Origin of the sequence: Micromonospora sp. NPDC005707 (genome assembly GCF_040631005.1) — a bacterium.
In the GTDB taxonomy this organism is placed as follows: Bacteria; Actinomycetota; Actinomycetes; order Mycobacteriales; family Micromonosporaceae; genus Micromonospora.
Map to the genome: position 1 here is coordinate 162,287 of NZ_JBEXYR010000010.1, position 19,993 is coordinate 182,279.

The 19,993-nt window shown below is 67.4% G+C and carries 14 protein-coding genes; 4 read left to right on the forward strand and 10 right to left on the reverse strand.

The window, feature by feature from the left end; genetic code table 11:
• Positions 1-10: 10 nt before the first annotated feature.
• From ABZ452_RS21770 to ABZ452_RS21785, 4 genes are all read right to left on the reverse strand, one after another.
• Positions 11-2,494: a hypothetical protein gene (locus tag ABZ452_RS21770; RefSeq protein ID WP_357945754.1), complete on the reverse strand. Its 2,484-nt coding sequence runs from the start codon at positions 2,492-2,494 to the stop codon at positions 11-13.
• Positions 2,491-3,996 carry a hypothetical protein gene (locus ABZ452_RS21775; protein WP_357945756.1) on the reverse strand — a complete coding sequence of 502 codons (1,506 nt, stop codon included), beginning with the start codon at positions 3,994-3,996 and terminating at the stop codon, positions 2,491-2,493. The genes ABZ452_RS21770 and ABZ452_RS21775 overlap by 4 nt, the downstream gene beginning before the upstream one ends.
• Before the next feature lie 99 nt (positions 3,997-4,095).
• The gene (locus tag ABZ452_RS21780) at positions 4,096-4,347 is read right to left on the reverse strand and encodes a hypothetical protein (RefSeq protein WP_357945759.1); all 252 of its coding nucleotides are present in this window, start codon (positions 4,345-4,347) and stop codon (positions 4,096-4,098) included.
• On the reverse strand, positions 4,344-4,640 hold the full coding sequence (locus ABZ452_RS21785; protein ID WP_357945761.1) for a DivIVA domain-containing protein: 297 nt from the start codon (positions 4,638-4,640) through the stop codon (positions 4,344-4,346). Before ABZ452_RS21785 ends, ABZ452_RS21780 begins: the two co-directional genes overlap by 4 nt.
• 241 nt (positions 4,641-4,881) lie before the next feature.
• Here ABZ452_RS21785 and ABZ452_RS21790 point away from each other — a divergent pair, with 241 nt between their 5' ends.
• A complete protein-coding gene (locus ABZ452_RS21790; RefSeq protein ID WP_357945763.1) occupies positions 4,882-5,295 on the forward strand; it encodes a winged helix-turn-helix domain-containing protein in 414 nt (137 codons plus the stop codon).
• A gap of 524 nt (positions 5,296-5,819) precedes the next feature.
• On the opposite strand, the gene ABZ452_RS21795 is transcribed toward ABZ452_RS21790, so the two are convergent.
• The 6 genes from ABZ452_RS21795 to ABZ452_RS21820 form a co-directional block, all read right to left on the reverse strand.
• Positions 5,820-6,170 carry a hypothetical protein gene (locus ABZ452_RS21795; protein ID WP_357945765.1) on the reverse strand — a complete coding sequence of 117 codons (351 nt, stop codon included), beginning with the start codon at positions 6,168-6,170 and terminating at the stop codon, positions 5,820-5,822.
• Positions 6,167-7,309 carry a hypothetical protein gene (locus ABZ452_RS21800; protein ID WP_357945768.1) on the reverse strand — a complete coding sequence of 381 codons (1,143 nt, stop codon included), beginning with the start codon at positions 7,307-7,309 and terminating at the stop codon, positions 6,167-6,169. The genes ABZ452_RS21795 and ABZ452_RS21800 overlap by 4 nt, the downstream gene beginning before the upstream one ends.
• 385 nt (positions 7,310-7,694) lie before the next feature.
• Positions 7,695-13,190: a DUF3320 domain-containing protein gene (locus ABZ452_RS21805; protein ID WP_357945770.1), complete on the reverse strand. Its 5,496-nt coding sequence runs from the start codon at positions 13,188-13,190 to the stop codon at positions 7,695-7,697.
• 169 nt (positions 13,191-13,359) lie between these two features.
• Positions 13,360-13,875, reverse strand: coding sequence for a hypothetical protein (locus ABZ452_RS21810; protein ID WP_357945773.1), 516 nt, complete (start codon positions 13,873-13,875; stop codon positions 13,360-13,362).
• A complete protein-coding gene (locus ABZ452_RS21815; protein WP_357945852.1) occupies positions 13,785-14,114 on the reverse strand; it encodes a type I restriction enzyme endonuclease domain-containing protein in 330 nt (109 codons plus the stop codon). Before ABZ452_RS21815 ends, ABZ452_RS21810 begins: the two co-directional genes overlap by 91 nt.
• Before the next feature lie 231 nt (positions 14,115-14,345).
• Positions 14,346-14,870, reverse strand: coding sequence for a hypothetical protein (locus ABZ452_RS21820; protein WP_357945776.1), 525 nt, complete (start codon positions 14,868-14,870; stop codon positions 14,346-14,348).
• A 214-nt stretch (positions 14,871-15,084) separates the two neighbouring features.
• Here ABZ452_RS21820 and ABZ452_RS21825 point away from each other — a divergent pair, with 214 nt between their 5' ends.
• The 3 genes from ABZ452_RS21825 to ABZ452_RS21835 are packed head-to-tail and all read left to right on the forward strand — an operon-like array spanning position 15,085 to position 19,944.
• Positions 15,085-17,121 carry an SAM-dependent DNA methyltransferase gene (locus ABZ452_RS21825; RefSeq protein WP_357945778.1) on the forward strand — a complete coding sequence of 679 codons (2,037 nt, stop codon included), beginning with the start codon at positions 15,085-15,087 and terminating at the stop codon, positions 17,119-17,121.
• 20 nt (positions 17,122-17,141) lie between these two features.
• On the forward strand, positions 17,142-18,758 hold the full coding sequence (locus ABZ452_RS21830) for a class I SAM-dependent DNA methyltransferase (RefSeq protein ID WP_357945781.1): 1,617 nt from the start codon (positions 17,142-17,144) through the stop codon (positions 18,756-18,758).
• Positions 18,751-19,944: a restriction endonuclease subunit S gene (locus tag ABZ452_RS21835; RefSeq protein ID WP_357945784.1), complete on the forward strand. Its 1,194-nt coding sequence runs from the start codon at positions 18,751-18,753 to the stop codon at positions 19,942-19,944. The genes ABZ452_RS21830 and ABZ452_RS21835 overlap by 8 nt, the downstream gene beginning before the upstream one ends.
• Positions 19,945-19,993 lie beyond the last annotated feature (49 nt).

Below are 19,993 nucleotides of genomic sequence, written 5' to 3' on the forward strand. Positions count from 1 at the left end.
ATCGATCGGATCAGGCGCCGCTAGTAAGGCTTCGGAGGGCTTCTTCCGGCGCGGATGCGGTCCAGCGCCGGTCCGGTGGACGCAATGGTGTGCCGCGCGAGTAGATCGCGATGCCGGTCATGAGGTTGCACCAGATCTCCGCCCGCCAGGTCGCACCGAGCCGGGTCACCAGCAGCAGGCGCCGCCCGTTCCACCAGCCGTGTACCGTTGGCTCGCCGTCCGACGTCACATGCACGTCGGTGAAGTCACGGAGGGCGTCCAGGCCGGCGATGACGGTCTGGCGGGTATTGCGGCCACCCGTGACACGGACCACGGAGCTGCTGTCGAGCCGGGCGTTGGTGAGCCGATCCACCGCATCGTGCAGCGCTGTACGCCCGAGGATCCAGCCGAGCTCGGCCACGAAGTTGGTTTGCTCAAACAAGACGCCGAACACGTGTCCGTTCAGGCCGGCGGCGTACCGCCGGACCGCGTCCGCCGGCACGGCGGCGAGCCAGTCGGCCCGCACCGCGTACGCCGTTCGCAGATCCTCGAACTGTCCGACGAGGTTGCCGGCTGGCTCGAGCTGGCGGTCGAGACCGTTGCGCAGCGCCACGAGCCCGATGGTGGCGAGGGCGGCGTGTTCCGCGTCCAGGCTCTCCTCGTTCTCGGCGATCCAGAGGTGCACCATCACCCAGTACAGGATCTCCGACCAGCCGGTTGCCTCGGCCCACAGTCCGCCGGCCACGAGTGTAAGGACCAGGCGGCCGACGGCGAGCTTCGCGGGTAGTGGCCACTCCTCGGCGGCCTCCACCAGTGCTCCGACCTCGCGTCGCAGTACGGCCCGCTGGCCGGGCGTGAGCGCGTCGAGAACGGTCGCAACAGTTTCCGTGCGAGTCGTCGGAGCGTTCCGGGCTGTCCTCTCCTCCGGCCGCTCCGGCGGCGCACCACCGGGCTCGTCCGGGCCGTCGAAGATCTCCTCGTCGTGCGGTGCCGCCCGGTCCGCGACGTCCACGCCGAGCGCGAAACGAAGCAACGCCGGCCCGACGGCCGCGGTGATCCGACCTTCCACCTGGCGCCGGCGGTTCGTGCCGGGCAGTGTGACCACGCGGTCCGGGCGGACAGAGGCGAGGTGGGCGAGCGCTTCGAAGAGCGCGGCCAGGTGCGCCTGGTCGGCGATGACGAGCGCCAGAGAGGTGTGCTCCAACGGAGACGGATGGTCGATGCGCGACAGCGCCGCTGGCACATCGGTGACCACCACGTCCCGAATCTCGGCTCCTGTGTCGGTCCCCACGTGCACGGTGGCCGATCCACGGGACACGAGGGTCCAGTCGGGAGCCGGGACGCCGGCGTACACGTGCAGTCGGCCGTCACTACGGTCGTGGTCGAGCCGGAGCCCGTCGACCATGAGCCACGCGGGGGCCGGGTTCCCGTCGGCGAGAAGAGTGGCCTCAACCCGCTCGGCGCCCACTCGGACACCGAGGACGCGCAGGATCGGATCGGAGACGCCTCGCTCCCCCGGCTCGCGCACCTGGAGACCGGCTGGATGCGCCAGATCGACCTCCTCGGAGTCCACGGCGTCGATCAGCGAACCCGGGATTTCGGTCAGCAGACCAAGTTCGCAGTTGCCGCCGGTTGCCATGGTTCTGACCAGGGCGGCAGTGCTGCAGTTGGCACTGCCGGTGAGTGCCCACGACTGGTCGGCCGTCCGCCACTCGACAACCTTTGCGTGGTGGTAGCGGCTGCTCTTCGCGGCGGCGACCACGCCGGTCGGGGCACGCTTCAGCACGCCGGCGAGGGCGTCGGGGTCGCACTGGACGTCGCGGGTGAGCAGGAGGCGCAGCTCGGCGGGGCCGAATCGCTCGGTCAGCCGGCGCAGCGCCTCGGCCCCTGCGTCGAAGAAAGGGGCGGCGACGGCGAGCGTGGTGACCGGCGCCTTGGGCACCGGAAGCTGCTCGATGATCGGACGCGCGGCCGTCGTCACCAGTACCGGATCCCCGGGCCCCGATTCCGCCGGACGGGCGGTGAGCAGCTCCGCGACCCGGTCGAGGCGTTCTCGACCAAGGCTGTCCATCCACACCGCGGCTGGAAGTCGGCCCAGCCAGGCCGCGAGATCATGGAACAGCTGCGGCACTGTCGGGCCCGCGCCGCGCAGCAGTGTCCAGACCTCAGCGTTGTGGTGCCACCCTGAAGGGGTGCTGTTCCCGGATCCGATGGCCACGACGGCATCCGCCTCGGAGGCGATCACCACAAGCTTTGGGTGAAACGCGCCGCGTGCTTTACAGACGACCGGCACGGCCAGGTAGTCGGTCCGGCGGGGGCCTTGGGTGAGCTGGTCGGCGTCGTAGAGGACGGTGGTGCGGGCCCGGACGGCCTGCGCCTCACGCAGGCAGACGTCCTCGAAGAAGGACAGGTCACAGGTGTACGTGAGGACGAGGACCTCCTCGGCGTCCGTCAGCGGCCGGCCCCGCAGCAGGGCCGGTGGTGCTGCTCCGCGGAGTTCCTCCCACGGCGTCACGACGTCACCTCCACGGCGTGAGGGCCCGGGCGCCAGGTGTTGCCGTCGTGTGCCACTACACCAAGCTGCCGCATGACATTGGTAAAGGTCGGGAGCCGGAGAGAAACCGCTCCCCTGCCCTCCCGGCCCTCCAGCCGCCACCGGTCACCGACGCGGCGCAGCCGGGTGGGCATTCGCAGACCGTGGCGGGTCCACTGCATCTTCTGCCGGCTCACCGACTCGGCACGATGGAACAGCCCGGTCGCGAGGTCGGACACCGCATCGGCGAGGGGGCGCTCGGCGTCGCGGGCCAGCCACGCGGCGACATGGCCGGGTCCCAGGTCGTCGGAGAACCTGCCGACGAACGCCTCCCGGGTGATCGGGTCGAGATGTTCCAGACGTCGGGCGCCGACGGCGAGCAGCCGCAGCATCCCGAGCACCGTCCAATCCCCTGCGGCGAGCCGTTCGTCGTTCAGGCCATGCTCGACCGGCAGCAGGGTGCCGACGTCATCGACCAGTGGGGGAAGGTCGTTGACGAGCGCCTGCCGGACCGTCGCGTCCGGCAGGTCGCGGACGAACTGGGCGGTCGCCTGCTCGAGCGTGCCCGTGTCGGACAGCGGCGACACAAGGCGTGCCCAGATCAGCCGCCATGCGTAGACCGACCAGTTGCGCAGTAACGCACCGCGCCAGACCAGGGCGTGGCTGTGCAGTTCCGCACCGACCGACTCGCGCAGCCCGGGGCGGAAACAGCACCACCGGTCCATGGACATGTCGATCGATCCAGCAACCTGCTCGCCTGTCAGCGCCCGGACGAGCAACGCCGCGCTGCGTCGATGTGTCTCAGCCTGACCCAGGTGGTCGAGGTCGCCGAAGTAGGCGCGCCGCACGCACGCACCGTCGGGAGCGTCCGCGATGGCGCACACGCACAGGTGGCGGAGTGCGTTGAGGTCCGCTCGGGAGATTGTCTTCTCCCGCGCCGCCACGGTCAGCACCTCGTCGAGGGCAGACAGGTGGTGTACGTCGGCCGCCGGCCCCGGGCGGGGAAGCCGGCGTCCGTCGGTGAGGCCGAGAACCTCCTCGATCCCCGCGTACGTCTGCAGATAGCCGCCCGGCACTCGGCTGTATGTGTCGGCCACCCGGCCGATGTCGAGGGCGGCATGTCGGTCCAGCTCGGGACCGATCGTGTTCACGCCATGCACCCCGAAGTGGCCCGTTCGCAGATGGTGGTCCTCGTCCGCCTCGCCGTGCGCCACGGACACCGCCCCCAGCACGGCCTCGGCACGGCGGACCAATTCGCGGAACCGCCCAAGGCCCATCTCGTTGGTCCAGCCGCGCCGCTGCGCTTCGATGGCGAGGCGGGCGTGCAGGGAGAGGTAGCGGGCATGAGGAGTGGTGGTGATGACGCCGGGGACGAGCTTGGCAGCATGTGTCCCGATCACCGCCTCCACGGCGAGGGGCTGACGGCCGGTGTCCTCAGGAGTGTCGGGCTTCACCGTCCAGGCAGGGCCCAGCATCGCGGTCACCAGCACTCCCCCACGTTCTTCCGCCGGTCGTCCACGGCGCTACCGAAACAGACCGGTCGGGTGCAGCCAGCAAAGTGACGGATAGCCGACAGCGCGGAGTCAGCGGCGTAGGCGGCGGGAGCACTGGCCGTCGTGGTCGGCGCGGAGCAGGCAGCGCCGACCTCCGGGCATCGGCGCATCGCAGAAGACCCAGTGGCGCAGGTTCTGGTCGTCCTCCGTGGAGACGGTGGTCCCGCCTGGCTCGACCTGCGGTAGGACCCCGGTCCAGCGGGCCACCACCCTGGCCAGGCGCTGCGCGGCGGGCAGGTCGGCGGCGGTCACCGGCAGGTGGATGACCCAGCGCTCGGTCATTGGCGCTCCCCGTTCGCCAGGCGGGCCTGCTCGGGCTGCCAGCGGCGCAGCGCCGTCTTGATGCGCAAGGTCTCCTGGCGATGCTTCGTGATCTCGGCGTGGAGCGCCATCATGTCGCCGGCGACCCGGTCGAGGTAGGTGTACACCTCGTCCGCATCCAGGCCGCGTCGCCCGAGCCGAGCCGGCGGGAAGCGGTGCTCGCGCACTTGCCATGGCAGCAGTGAGGAGAACGTGGACGAGCCGTCGGAGGTCGCCCCGCTCCCCTGCTCCGGTCGCTGGTCTCGGATGCTCATCAGCCTGCCTCTCCTGCTCGCCGAGAGGGTGGGCCCGCCTGCCCGTCCCGCACCGACGGACCCACCCCGCCCTGACACCGCAGCTTTGTTCAGCGGTACGGCACCAGGGCTGCTCACCGGCTCACCTGTCTGGGGTAGATCTCATGCTTTGCGGCCCAGGCGGTCTCACTTCCGCCACTATACGTACAGGGGCATAGGGGCACAACCAGCGGGCGCTACAGGGGGACAACGCTTGTGCGGCATGACCATCGATCCCCGCTCGCATACGCCGGTCTACGTGCAGGTCGCCGATCTGCTGCGGGAACGGATCGAGTCGGGTGAGCTGCGTCCCGGGGCAGCACTGCCGAGTGAGGCGCGGCTGACGCAGGAGTACGGCATTGGCCGCGAAGCGGTCCGGATGGCGATGTCGATCCTCCGGTCGGAGGGACTGGTCAGCACCGTCCGCGGCCACGGCACGCGGGTGCGAGAGACGCCGCAGCGGGAACGGATGGAGCTGCCGGCCGGCGCGACAGTCATTGCACGTATGCCGACCGGCCACGAGCGCAGAGAGCTACACCTAGATGAAGGAGTCCCTGTCCTCGAGATCCGATGGGGCAAGGGCGAAGTAGAGGTCAAGCCCGGCGACCAGGTGGAGCTGATCCTTCCAGCGCCCTGAGAAACCCGATCTGCATTTGCCAGCGGGCGGCCGAGTGTCCCAATCTGTCAGCTCGAAGGCGTATCAGTCTCGGAGAAGAAGTTCTCGTCGATCTGCTTCAGCGTCTACGTCTCCTCCGTAACCACGCCGCAGCCGTGTTCGGCCATGAGGGCTGCGAGTTTCTGGGCCGTCGATCAGACTGGGTCGGGCATCTGCTTGCGATTAAAGTCAAAATTCACAACCGCGACGGCGGGCGGCTCCCATGACTTCGCCAAGCTCTCCGTTCTCACCGGGCACGTTGCCGAGGCGATCGCCTACGGCAAGCGCCTGCGCTCGCGAGCGACCCAGTACTGAGTGACCATAACTTCCGGGGCCACCTCAGCCTGTCTTACCCACAGGACCTAGCTACAGCCTGCGTCGGCGCTGACCCACGTTCGCCCAAACCTCCACTTTGCCTGTCACCGGCACGGAACAAGCTAGGCCGCAAAATCTGGGGAAGAGGTGAGTACGCAGTACGCCTGAACCAGCCTACCTCCGTGGCCTACCTATCGTTGTGTGGAGACATGGGGCGTCTCGGGTGGGTCCCAGACGTCGGCGTATTCGTCGGCAACAAGGGGCCAGACCAGTCGAAGAGCGTCCTCAACGGAGTGGATCTGATCGGCCTCGGGCGGGGAGACGACGAACTCGTGCGGGATCACTCTGCCGGCAGCGTCTTTCCGGCCGTTCGGGTCAGGGAACCGCAGTGCTACTTTGTCGCCTACGCGGAAGCAGAGCTTCGGCGCATCCCCAGCGCCTGAAAAGACCTCATCATATGCCGGGAGCGGATCCCTGAGCCCTCCGTAGCGGAGAAACCGGAAGCCCCAGTTCCGCCCACGAGTTGCCCAGATGAGATTCACCGACGGCTCCTGAGAAAGACCCGCTCCTCCTCGCCCTGGTCCAGGTCTATCTTGAAGCCCGTCAGTATGGCTTTCATATCCTCATGCTTAGCTCGCGCTTTATCGTTGACCTCTTTAAGCTTTTCCCCGACGAGCTCGGCCGCATCAATCAGGCCGGGACCGAACGAATTCAAGAGGCTGCCAATACGGCCCTTCAGGTTAAGCCCTACCAGCACGCCGGCGAGAGTCCCGGCGCCACTAAGCAAGTACTCGGCTACTTTCCCGCGGTCGTGCATTGCCTCGACCCACCGGGCGTATCGCTCGAGCGGAAGCATGGTGGCGAGGGGCAGGATGAGGTCTAGGCCGACGCGGTTGGTTACCTCGATCTTGTCCGTGCCGAATCTCGCAGATGACAGCAGCATATAGTCATCGCCCACTGACAACGCGTCGCTGTTCTCCACGAACCCGGCAATCGCCCGGCGCAGTTCCTCGATGTCCTCCCCGACCTTCTCAATAAGAAGATCCCTGAATTCGAACACATTCATATTCGGCAGCAGATCGGCCTTCGACAGCGCGAGGACCCAGATACGCGGAAACTTGACGAGCGGCTTGCCGTCCGGCAACAGCTCATCCTTGAGTGGCAGCAGCCCATTACGAAGATTGCTCAGCAATGACTTCAGGTACCGCTCTTCCTCCCCGGCGTTGTCCAGCAGCCTCTGGCCGTCTACTAGCAAGAGGGCGACATCAGAGCCCAACAAGTCCCTGAACGTGCGCACCCTGCGCTGGGCTTCTTCCGGCCCGCTCACACCGTCCTCAAACCACTCGCCCGGGTAGTCGTGCCAGACGAGGCGCAACTTGTCGAACGGCTGGTTCTTCTTCGCCTTGGCGTTCCCGTTCCTAGGGAGGAGGGAGAAGGAGTAAGTCGTGGCAGAGAAGCGGGTAGCAGCAGGCCGACGCGCCGAATTTCTCATGCCCAAGTAGTTTTGATGCAACCGACGGCCCTGGCCTTGATCATCTGCCACGATATTGAACAGGCTCTCCCGCAAATAATCGGGCTCCTGCGTGGCTCCGTAGAACGAGGAGAGCAGAACGGTCTTGCCGCTTCCACTCTCACCGAACACTGCGATGCGCTGGTCTTGCGACGCCTTGCTCTGCTGCATATGAGCAACGTACACCAGGGCTTCTCGGGATCCAATGCCCGGCCGCAGTTGAACCTACACTGTCGACCTGAATAGGCTTTTGGTTGACTTATAGTTGTCGCTCCCGATCCCCGGAAAGGAGTGACAGTGAACGTCACCTCTGCGATAGGTAGGCTACTTCGACCGGTCGCTGAACGGGTACGTCTGGGCGGGGGATGCCGCGCGGCGTTCTCCGCCGCGCGGCGTTCATGAACCGGTGGTCCTATAGTTGCCCGCGCTGCCGCCTCCTCTCGAAAGGGGCGTTGCCGGGATGCCGTGCGATCGGGACACTACGCGTACGGGGTCGCGATCGCTAAACCCGGGTCATCGATCCTTCTGCGGCTCTGCGCAGCGTGACACTATCTACTCACGATTTGTCCGACCGGTGAAGATCAAGCGACAAGCTGTGACCGTTGGTGATGAGTACGCCGTCGGCGACCAAGCGGTCGATGAGTAGTTCAAGGCGCCGGGAGATGTCCGGTCCACGTCGGGTCCAGCCGTACAGCTTGGCCACGTGTGTGCTCAGCTCGTCGCGGGTCACGCCACCGGTGTCCCGGACCAGATTCGTCAAGGCGAGCGCCAGCTCGTCGTCGTGGACCTGCTCGACGCCGCGGCTACAGGCGTCCACCGGGCTACGGACTTCACTGACGACGGCGCCAGGCACCCGCACGAAATCCCCGTCACGGTCGAGACCAACCTGACGGATCGCGGCATCGATGTTGTCCCGGATCCTCGACCCGACGCGACCGATGCCCCAGCACTCCCGCAACCTCTGGTGCATGACCGTGATGTGCACCGGCCCTTCGACGGCGGCGACCTCGGCGACGCCGACCCGCATGGCGTGGGCGCTCCCCCGTTCGCCCGGATCCGCCCAGTACGGAAGGCGATCGACCATCGCCGTCCGATACGGCGTCACCCAGGTCGGGTGCAGGTCGAGGGTCGCCGCCTCGGTGGTGACGGCGGGGCGCTCGATCGCCTCTTCCAGGCTGGACAGCAGCCCACGCACCGGGGCGGCGACGGCCTGCTCGATCGCGGCACGCAGACGCTCTTCCTCGCCGAACCGGTTGCGATACCACGCGGTGCCCCAGATCCGGTGCAACCGCCAGCCGAGGCCGCGCAGCACCTGGTCACGCAGCCGGTCCCGGTCCCGGGCGACCCTGGAGGAGTGGTACTGGAACCCGTCGCACTCGACGCCCAACACGTAGACGCCGGGCCGCTCCGGATGACGCACCCCCATGTCGATCCGGTAGCCGGCCGCCCCCACCTGCGGGGTCACCTCGTAGCCCCAGGAGCGGATCACGGAGATGACCGATTCCTCGAACGGTGACTCGGCATCACCGCCGGTGCTGGTGTCCAACGCCAGTGCCGCAAGGCCACGCTCGGCATAGTCGAGATAGCGGCGCAGATGCCGCACCCCCTCGCTGCCGGCAGCGGCAACGATGTCGGATGCCCGCACGCTGGTGACGACTTCGTTGCGGAAGCGCGCCCGGGTGATGGCGACGTTCAGTCGCCGCCACCCGCCGGCCCGGTTCAACGGGCCGAAGTTCATGGTCGTCTTGCCGGCCTCGTCGGGGCCGTAGCCGATCGAGAAGATCATCACGTCACGCTCGTCGCCCTGCACGGACTCCAGGTTCTTGACGAAGAAGCCGTCGAGCCGGTCGTCGGTGAAGAACTTGTCCAGTTCCGGGTGGTCCTGGCGTGCCTGTTCCACGGCATGTTCGATGGCGGCGGCCTGCGCCTCGGAGAAGCTGACCACGCCGAGCGTGAGGTGGGGGCGGGTGGTGAAGTGGTGGATGACCCGCTCGGCGACCTTGGCTGCCTCGACCGGATTGTCGCGCGACGAGCCACGCCGGTAGGTGCCGGCGACATGGAACAGCTCCACGCCCACGTCGGGCCCGACGTCCTCGGCGCCGGGGAATGTGGTGAGGCGGCCCTTGTAGAACGACGAGTTCGAGAAGGCGATGAGCGCCTCGTGCCGGGACCGGTAATGCCAGCGCAGCGTGAGCGCGCGGAACTCCGCAGAACCCTTCATGAGGTCAAGAACGGACTCGAAGTCGACACCGTCCTCGGCCTCCTCATCCCATTCGTCGCTGTCGTCGGCGACGCCGGCAGTGAAGAAGCTGGTCGGTGGTAGCTGTTTCTGGTCACCAGCTGTGATCAGGGCGTCGCCACGGTAGATGCAGTTGACAGCGTCGGCGGGGGCGACCTGACTCGCCTCGTCGAAGATGACGACGTCGAATCGCATGTCGGAGGGGAGATACTGACTGACCGCCAGCGGCGACATCATGAAACATGGCTTGATCGCCTGAGTGACATGACGCGTACGTTCCAACAGCAGCCGCACCGGCATGTGCTTCTTCTTCTTACCGGCTTCGCGGCGAATGACACCCGACTCGCCGAGGTTGTTGCGAGGCCGACGAGCATTGCACGCGGTGATGATCCGGGAGGTCGCCGCCCCGATGAGCGCCCGGTCCAGGGCGCGGTACTCGGCGACCAGTGAGTCGCGATCCTCGGCCCGCACGACACGTAGGGCCACATCCTGATGCAGGTGATGATCGGCCCACTCCTGCAGGAGGGCTCGCTCCAGGACCAGCGGCACCTGCTCCGCGCTGATGCCCTCGGTGATGCAGAAGTCGATGGCGGTCTCGAGTCCCACGGCGACGAGTTCAGCGCGGGCGCCTTGATACGCGAACCACTCGTCCTGTCCGGCGCTGTCCTCGCGCAGGGCCGCGATGAGGTCGCCCGCCTCCTCGTAGTCGTCGAGTTCGGTGCCGAGTTCCGCGTGTCTGCCCGGCTCGAAGGCCGCCAGGAGGTCGGCGCGCGCCCCGGCCCACCGCCGTTCGATGTCGCCCAGCTGCGGCGTGGGGACGATATGCTCCAGCGCCTTCGCCTGAGCCACGGTCAGTGGCTCGTCGAAGCCCTTCGTGCTGGCGCGCATCTGAGCGGCCCAGTCCAGTGCCGTGTGCAGCGACGGCAGATCGGTCCGTTCACCGGAATACAGCGGGCCGAGGATCGACGAGTAGTGGTGGGCGTTCGCAGCGAGCGCGGTGTGGGCGGCGTCGACGGACGCGCGCAGCTCGATCAGGTGGCCGGACTCGGTGACGGTCAGCTGTCGGTCCACCGCCTGGCTGACCGCCTCGGCCAGCGCAGCCGCCGACCGCAGCGGGGTCAGGTGGGTGCGCAGCCATTCGACTGCCTCCGTGATGGAAAGCAACGCGAGCTCCGGCCGTGCGGCGGGCAGCGGTTCCGGTGCCAAGCGCGACCGCCAGTCCTGCAGCCCCGCGCGCGTCTTGTCGGCGACGGTGAGGATGCTGGTGTTGGGGGTGGCGTCGACAGCGATGTGATCGGCTAGCTTCCGCAAGTCGGTGGTGCGCGCCTGGCGGATCGCGGTGTCCGCGACCGCCAACGCCCGGTCGATCCGGTCGAAGTCGGTCGAACGGCCGTCGTAGTAGGCGCCGAGAGTCTTCGCATACCGAGTTTCCGCCTCGGTGAGGGCGCTCGCGGCCTGCTTCCAGGCGATCGCCAACGACAGTTGGTCGCGCGCTGACTGCCAGTTGACGCCCGTGCAGGTGAACGTCGCCAGAGCGCGCTTGTCGGCGCGGTAGGCGCTGCCGAGCTTCTTCATGCCCCGGTGATCGTGCGTGAAGCGGTGGGCCAGTCCCTCGACGTCCGCCACGAGTGCGGCCTCGGTGTACTGTGCTGCCGCTGCCTTCTCCGCCTCTACCAGGGCGGCGATGGCCTGCTGGAGCGTCTGCGCGGCGCGGGTGGCTGCGGCATGACCCTCGGCGGACAGCCATCCACGCTCGGGACGGATGTCGCTGCCGCCGAGACCCGCCACCATCAGAGTCGCCTCGGCATCGTTGAACGACACGACGGGCGGCAGGCCGAGCATGACGGCCAGCCCGGCGAGCGAGCGGCCAGCGGCCTGCAGTGTCTCGGCGTCCCGGGTGAACGTGTCGGCAATCGCGGTGGCCTGCTCCGAAGTCAGTCCTGCGAGGTGCAGTGGCGCGACCGTGAGGTCTGCCAGCGGGGAGGCGTCGAGGTCCGGTGTGCTCTCCATGGTGGGGATGTCGGACCAGGAAACCCCGGCGGCACGACTGGCTGCGTCCTGCCGTTCGGCGAGCTGCCGCAGTTCCGTGGCAAGACGATCCGCGGATTCCCTGGCCGAGTCGAGCGTCTCAGCGGTCAGCCACTGCTGCGGCACGCCGGTCGGCTGTACCGCGCAGTGAGCGACGATGCGCGCGAGGTCGGACGCCTGGCACAACCGGCTGACGTCGAACGCGGCGGCCAGCGGCGCATGGGCCGCGGTGACGCCGGCCAACGCGTCGAGCGCTGAAGCGGCTGCGTAGAGACGCGCGTCCAGGGAGCCGCGATGCGTGACACCACGCCAGGCGAACGAGCGTCCCTGCGAAGCGGGTCGCCAAGCCCTGGCCAGCGCTGCTGCGGTGGCCCGCACGGTGCCGAACATCTCGACGGTCAGATCGACCGGCGCGATGCCGCTCATCGGAGCCGCGGGCACGTCGTGCAGGTTGGCGATCATGCCAAGGACGTCGTGCAACGAGTAGTTGAGCGGCGCCCGCGGTACGTTCATGGCGTCGGCGTACGCGTTCAGCTCCTCGCGGCGGCGCCGGGCGTTGTCCAGATCGATGTCGTTCATCCCGCTTGGGGCGACCGGAACGGTCTCCAGCGCCTGCCCCAGGGCCGACGCGACCTCCTTCCGCGTCGCCTTGTGCGAGTGCAGCTCCAGCAGGTAGGCGCTGAGCCCCACGTCGTGGAGCCGGTTCCGGACCACCTCGAGCGCCGCGGCCTTCTCGGAGACGAACAGCACCCGCTTACCGGCGTGCAGCAGTGCGCCGATCATGTTCGCGATGGTCTGCGACTTCCCGGTTCCGGGCGGTCCGTCCATGACGAAGGAGTGGCCGGCCAGGGCGGCGGCGACGCTGGCGCGCTGCGAGGAGTCGGCGTCGAGCACCAGCGGGATCCGCTCCGCCGGCATGTCCTGGTCGATCCGATCGTCGGCCAACTCTTCGAAGAGGAAGCCGGCACCTCCCGAGCCACGCCCACCTGTCGCCAGCGCCTGGATCACCGGATGCCCGGCGACGGACGCCTCGTTGTCGAGCAGGTCGCGGTACATCGCCTCCTTCGCGAACGAGAAGTAGGAGAGCGTTACCTCGTCGTTGACCCGCCAGCCGGATTGCTCGGCAACGGCGGCCCGTACGCCGGCCAGGAAGTCGGCATAGGCGACGTCTTCGAGTTCTTCGACGGAGGGCAACGTGACCATGAGCTGGTTGAGCTTGAGAGTCAGTGCCGGGTTGACGACCGGATCTTCGTCCGCGCGCTGCAGCAAGGGCAGCTGCCGCGCCCCGGTCGGAACGAGCCGGACCGGGACGAGCAGCAGCGGACTGGTGTATCGCGCCTTGTCATCGTCGGTCCAGGTAAGCGAGCCGAAAGCGAGATAGAGGATCCACAGGCCTCGGTCCAGGAACTCCTGGTTCGACCGGCGCATGAGGTTGCGAAGTGCCGAGCTCAGGTCAACGACCGATTTGTCCGTGCCGAGGACGTCGACCCGGAAAGCCTTGCCCGAGGTGCCGGGATCAGCTGCGAGGAGGGCGCCGCCCGGTTCGATCGGCGCCCCCTCGAACGCCTCGCCGCCCTCCTGCGCGGGACGGAACCGGAAGTAGCGCCCCGCGTTCAAACCGGCCAGGACCTCCGGGGCGGCCGGGTCGAGCACCCGTACCGCACCCGACTTGCTCACTCGGAAGTTGAGGAGCCGGTTCGTGCCGGTGAGGTTGATGAGGCTGTCGCGCCATTGACGGATGGTCGCCTGGAGCAGCCGATCCTGCGCCGGAAGGTTCTCGGTCATGCCGGCTCGCTCCCCATTTCAAGTATCTCGATCCGTACGTTGGTCTTGAAGCGCTGCTGGTCCACGGCCAGTCCTCATGGCGGTCCGGCCGTGGGCTTCCCGGCCGCCTTCGGCTAGTAGTGCATTGGTACTGCGCGTAGACCGGCCGATGGGGCTGTGGGCCCGTACCCTATTCGGTCTCGGGTACGTACCGTTCCCCAGCCAAGCTTGCGGCCGCCCGGCCCAGCATCTCCGACATGAGCCGCTGGTGGTCCGCCTGGGAAAGTAGCTCCATGCAGGGCTCGCGAAGCTGGTCGTGCAGGCGATCGCGAGCACGGGTGGCCTGCTGAAGATCCGCAACGGCGTGTTCGACCTCCAGCCACATGAGGTCGAAATCGGGGTCCAGCTCCACGAGGCCATCGTCGACCGCCAAAATGTGATCACCCACGTCCTGGCAGCGCTTTTTGAGCTCCTCGCCCGCGTCCAGCACCGCGGTGACGAGCGGGTGTCGGTGCGAGAGCGACGTGCCGTACCGGACATCAACGAAGTCAGGATTTCGAGGGGCGGTCCATCTCTCGATGGCCTTCATCACCCCCAATACCTCCTCGATGATCTTCAGCCGGCCCGCGTGCGACGCCGCCCAGTCCCCCCGCAGCAGAGCCTGGCGGATCCTCCTGTCCCGGGCTTCCTGCTCGTCATCGTCCATCCCTGGTCCTCCTGCGAAATATCCACGGTCTGGCCGGCAGACCAGTCCTCGGCAAACGTCTCTGTCCGCACCGCCACGCGCTGACTCGCGTCAGTGACTGCGTACGGCGGACAGCGATGCGCGGCCAGCGAACGCTTGATGGTCGAGCGGAGCTTGGCGCCTACGTCGTCGCAGGAGGTCCAGTCGACGGTGATGAACCGGCGGAGGGACTTCGCCAGGTTGCAGGCGATATTCGCCAGCTGCGCCTCCCCACATCACCGCCACGGTGGCACGGGGCGTTCTCAATCGCGGCTGCGGGCAGCGGTCGCGGCGCGCGCGGTGCCGGAGCAGAGTCATGTCATCGTTCATGGAGATCAACTCGAACCTAGTGGTGACGCGGCTGCCCCCACACTCGGCCATCCGGATGGTCTTGAAGGGCTGCCTCTTCACAGCCCGACCTGGATGCCGCCCCGGCCGCGGACCCGACCGACTCAGGCTAGGTAGCGGTTGAGGATGGTCTCGTCGTAGACGATCTCGTGACCCAGCTCACGCAGCGCCGCCTCGATGGCGTCCTGGTCGTCGAGCGGCAACCACGTAGCCGGCTCGTAGTCCATGCCGTACCCACGGTCCTCCCGGCCAAAGGCGGCGAGCAGGCTAGCCGGCGCCAGGTCCGCCGTACGCAACCGCGGATCCGGCCGCCAGGAGAGGCCGAGTTCGTCGTACCAGTCGAACGGGACGTCGTCACCCAGGTCGTCGAACGGCGGTTCGCCGTCCATGGCCGCCCGATCGTCGAACACGGCCTTGACCAGCGGAATCGCAAGCGGTGAGCGGGGCACCTCCCCCACCGTCTTCGGCTCGATGACTGCCTTGATCAGCTTCACGTCGCGCAACGCCACTTCATAGGGGAAGACGGCAAGCCAGTCCTGCGGATCCTCCTTGAAGTGCCGTTTCATCTGGGGGTGCTCTTCAAGCCACGATTGGTCGGTCCGACCGTGGGTGCCCACGAAGTACTGCACAGTCTCAGCCCTGCCGTTCAGTCTCGGCGATCTTGATCTTGGTCTTGCTGCTCTTGCTGCTCAGCGAGACATCGTCCCGTGTCGGAACTAGGAAACCGACATACACGTCCGGGGGCAAAGGGCTACCTGATAACCCCGGTTATCATCGCTTGCTCGATGACAGAGGGGTAGGCATGACTACAGTGGAGCTCCTCGATCAGGGGGAGGTGAGAGCATGATGCCCGAGCTCATGTCGTCCGGCGAAATCGCCCAGTTGGCGCAGGTCGAGCGCCCAGTGGTGACCACCTGGCGGCGCCGGTACTCCGACTTCCCCGCTCCGGTCCCCGGCGCTGGCGGTCAACTGCACTTCCCCGCCGACGCGGTCCTCACCTGGCTGCTGGACCGCAAGCTGGGCAACGCTGAACCGGAGACCTTGCGCGCCGAGCACGCTCTACACACTCTCACTGCGTACGCCCGTCAGCACGGCGGCCGCCGCCTGGTGCTCTCCTTGGGCGCCGCTCTCTGCCTGCGCGAGATGTCCGGCCAGGTCCTGTCGGCCGATCCGTTGAAGGCGGCCCGCCGATTCGACCCGGAGGACGACTTCCTCCTCTCAGACCTGCAGGAAGCGCCAGCCCTGGCCGACCTTCCGGGAATGGTCGAGCAGCTGATCGAGGGCGCCTACGACGTCGGCCGGGCGTACCAGTTCCTGCTCGGCAGCGCCACCCGGCTCGGATGGCCGGAGCTGGACGTCGACGTGCTCACCCCACACCTGGTCACCCTGATCCGCCTGACCGCCGACGTGCCCGGCCGGATGCGCACCCACGGCCGGATCACGGCCGGCGACCCGTACGCAGGCCCCGGGGACCTCCTCGCCGCACTGCTGACCGACCAGGAGCCGGAGGCGCTGAGTTTCAACGCCGCGCAGCCGGACGCGGCGCTGGCCCGCCTGATCCGCCGTCGGCTACTGCTGGCCGGTGTTCCCGAGTTCAACATCGAGGTGGTTGCGGACGAGCTGAATGACGAGTTCGCGGACGTCGACGTGGTCGTGACTCGGCTGCCCTACCAGCCGACCGAGCAGCGCGACCCGGCCGAGGACCTGAGCAAGATCAGTGACATCGCGGACCGGCTCGGCCCCGGCTGCACCGCCGTCGTGGTCGGCTCCGCCGCGAGCCTCGTCGACGCCCTACGCGACACCGACGCGATCACCAAGCGGGCGAACCTGCTGACCAGTGGCCTCGTCGAGGCCGTGGTGCGGCTCCCCGGCGGCGTCTTCCCCGCCCGCCCCGGCCACTCCGCCGCACTCTGGACGCTGACCCGTGATCCCGTCCCGGCCACCCAGGGCCGCCTGCTGCTGACCGACCTCAGCGGGGCCGCCCTCGACCAACGCGTCTTGGAGACCGCCGCCGAGGACATCCTGTTGTGGCGTGCCGAAGGACACCGGCGTGACGGCCACGACCCGCGGACGGGCCTGGTGGTTCCACTCGACGCCCTCGACCTGCGCCGCGGCGCGGCGCTGCGGTCGCCGGGCCCGGCCTCGGTGACACTGCGTGCCCGGCAGGCCACCGACCGGCCCGCGCTGATCGGCGACATCGAGCGCCGTCTCACCGAAGCCGAGAAAGAAGCCATCCGGTACGCCGACCAACACGGCGCCCTGAACACCGGGGCGGTACAGCGCGATGAAACGCGGCCGAAGGAGCTCTCCCTCGGCGCACTACGCACGGCTCGCCGGGTACGTCCCCTTCCGGGGCACCGCCTGTCACCCGAACATGTCAGGCCGCGTGGTCACCATCGGGTCATCGGCGCCGCGGAGGTCGTCGCACGATCGTCGAAGCGCTGGGTAGACCGGCTCACGCTCGCCGCCGAATACCCGCACGTCGCCCTCACGGAACCAGGTGACCTCGTGGTTACCACGGTGCCCCAGTTCGGTGCCTTCCTGGACGAGGACGGCTTCTCGGTGATCGAGTTTCCGGCCCGCGGTCTGCGCATCTCCCCCGGCGACGCCCTCACCCCACGGGTGCTGAAGACCCTGCTAGACACTGCCCGCAACACGGCACGTAGCCCCGGCGCGGTGCGCGGCCCACGGCTGCGCGACGTGACGATTCCCGACCTGAACCGGGACGAGGCGACCCGCCTGGACGAGGTACTGCGCCGCCTCGACGAACGCGAGCGCCTACTGCAACGGCAGGCCGGCCTCCTCGCCGAACTGCGCGAACTCGCCGTCACCGGCTTCGCCGACGGCACCCTCACGACTCTGTACGGTACGAACTCCTGAACGAGAGAACGGAACACACAGTGCCCCCACGGAAACGTGCCAACGGACAGGCCGAGCTGCCCGGCGTGTCCAGCACCAAACAGATTCAGGACATCCTGTGGAAGGCCGCCGACAAGCTGCGCGGCTCCATGGACGCCGCGCAGTACAAGGAATTCGTCCTCGGCCTGGTCTTCCTCAAGTACGTCTCCGACGCGTTCGCCGAGCGCCGCGACCAGATCGCCGACAGCCTCTCCGACATCCCAGAGAACCGCCGCGCCGAGTTCCTCGACGAACGCGACGAGTACACCAGCGCCAACGTCTTCTGGGTCCCGGAGAACGCCCGCTGGGACTACCTGGTGGAGAACGCACCCAGCGGCGTCGGCGAGCTGCTCGACGACGCCATGGACGCGATCATGCAGGAGAACCGGTCACTGACCGGCGTCCTCCCGAAGATCTTCAACCGCGACAACGTCGACCAGAAGCGCCTCAAGGAACTCGTCGACCTGATCAGCGACGCCCGCTTCACCGGCCACGGCGACCGGAAGGCACAGGACGTCCTCGGCGAGGTGTACGAGTACTTCCTGGAGCGCTTCGCCCGCGCCGAGGGCAAGCGCGCCGGCGAGTTCTACACCCCCTCCAGCGTGGTGCGGGTTCTTGTCGAGGTGCTGGAGCCCTACGAGGGCCGGGTCTATGACCCGTGCTGCGGATCCGGCGGCATGTTCGTGCAGTCCAAGAAATTCGTCGAAGCCCGCGCCGGCCGCGACCACACCCACGACATCGCCGTCTACGGACAGGAAGCCAACGAGCGCACCTGGCGGCTGGCGAAGATGAACCTCGCCATCCACGGCATGGACCCGGTCGGCATCGGCGACCGCTGGGCCGACACGTTCGCCGACGACAAGCACCCGGACCGGCGGGCCGACTTCATCATGGCCAACCCGCCGTTCAACATGAGCGACTGGGCCCGCCGCGAAACCGACCCGCGCTGGCGCTACGGTGTGCCGCCGCAGAGCAACGCCAACTACGCCTGGCTCCAGCACATCCTCTACAAGCTGGGTGACCGCGGCAGTGCGGGCGTCGTCCTCGCCAACGGCTCGATGTCCTCCAAGCAGTCCGGCGAGGGCGACATCCGCCGGGCGATGGTCGAGGCGGACCTGGTGGCCTGCATGGTCGCCCTCCCGCCGAACCTGTTCCGCACCACCGCGATCCCCGCCTGCCTGTGGTTCCTGACGAAGGACAAGACCCCGCAAGGCGCGAAGGCGCTGACCGACCGGCGCCACGAGATCCTCTTCATCGACGCTCGTGCTCTCGGCAGCATGGTCGACCGTACCGAGCGCGTCCTCACCGACGACGACATCGCCAAGATCGCCGACACCTACCACGCCTGGCGCGGCACGAAGTCCGCCAAGACCAAGGGCCAGACCTACGAGGACGTCCCCGGCTTCTGCTACTCCGCCAAGCTCGATGAGGTAGCCGCCCACGACCACGTCCTCACCCCCGGCCGCTACGTAGGCGCCACCGAAACCGACGAAAGCGCTGATGCTGAGCCATTTACCGACCGCATCAACCGCCTCACCAAGGAGCTGGACAACCACTTCGAGGAGTCCAACCGCCTCGAGCACGTCATCCGCGAGCAGCTGGAGCGTCTCGATGCCTAACCGCACCACGGCCTTCTCTGAACTGGTCAGCGAGCGCCTAATCGAGATCGGCGCGGGGCGGCCGCGGACCGTAAATATGAACGGGCGGGACCTTCCTATCCTGCGTGTCGCGGACGTCCTGGATGGCAGGGTCGAATACGGCTTCCAGGCTCGCACGTCGAATCGAGATGTGCAGGGCCAAGAATCCAAGGTCTCACGGCCTGGCGATATCGTTCTCACGACCAAGGGCACCGTAGGGCGAGTGGCTCTGATGCCGCCCGATGGGCCGGCGTTCGCCTACAGCCCCCAACTTTGCTATTTCCGCCCCACTGCTAGCGGTCCATTGAGATCGCGGTTCCTCTACTATTGGTTCAAGAGTGCCGAGTTTTGGGTCCAGGCTAACGCGCTCAAGGGCCAGACAGACATGGCCGACTTCCTAAGCCTCGGGGATCTCCAGCGACTGCAGATCAGCATCCCGTCTCTTGACCGACAGGATGCCGTAGTCGGCGTTCTCGGGGCACTTGATGACAAGATTGCGGTCAACGACCGCATCGCCGCCACTGCCGAACAGTTGTGCCTCGCATATTTTTCGGATCAGACCGGGGCTGCGATGGTCTCGGTCGCCGAACTGTGCCATGTGGAGAAGAAGCAAATCGATCCACGCGAGCTGAGCAACACCTCGGTACTGCACTTCAGCATTCCGTCATTCGACGCTGGCCGCACGCCGGAGGTTGCCGATCCGCGCGAGATCAAGAGTTCGAAGTTTGAGGTTCCGCCATCCGCTGTTCTCGTCTCTAAGCTCAACCCGGGCACGCCGCGTGTCTGGCAGGTGCGCCATGACGGGGGGATGCCAGCAATGGCATCCACTGAGTTCCTCATTCTGCTCCCAATCGAGGGCGTATCTACTGCCGAACTCTGGGCGGTCCTGTCACAGCCCACATTCATGGCAAGCATCGCGGCCAAGGTGACGGGTACATCGAACAGTCACCAGAGAGTTAGACCCGCCGAGATCATGGACGCCGAGATCGCCGACCCTCGGCAGTTTGGCCAACTTCGACTCATGGCCGAGGCGCTGCTGCAGAGGGTGCACGCAGCACGGCAGGAAGCCACCACACTTCGCGCGCTCCGCGACACGCTGCTTCCGGAGCTGATGTCGGGGCGGTTGCGGGTCACGGACGTCGAAAAGGTCGTCGAAGAAGCTGTTTAGGTAAGTAGACGGTTCACGGGGAGGGGTTGGGATGGGTGCGGGCGGGTGG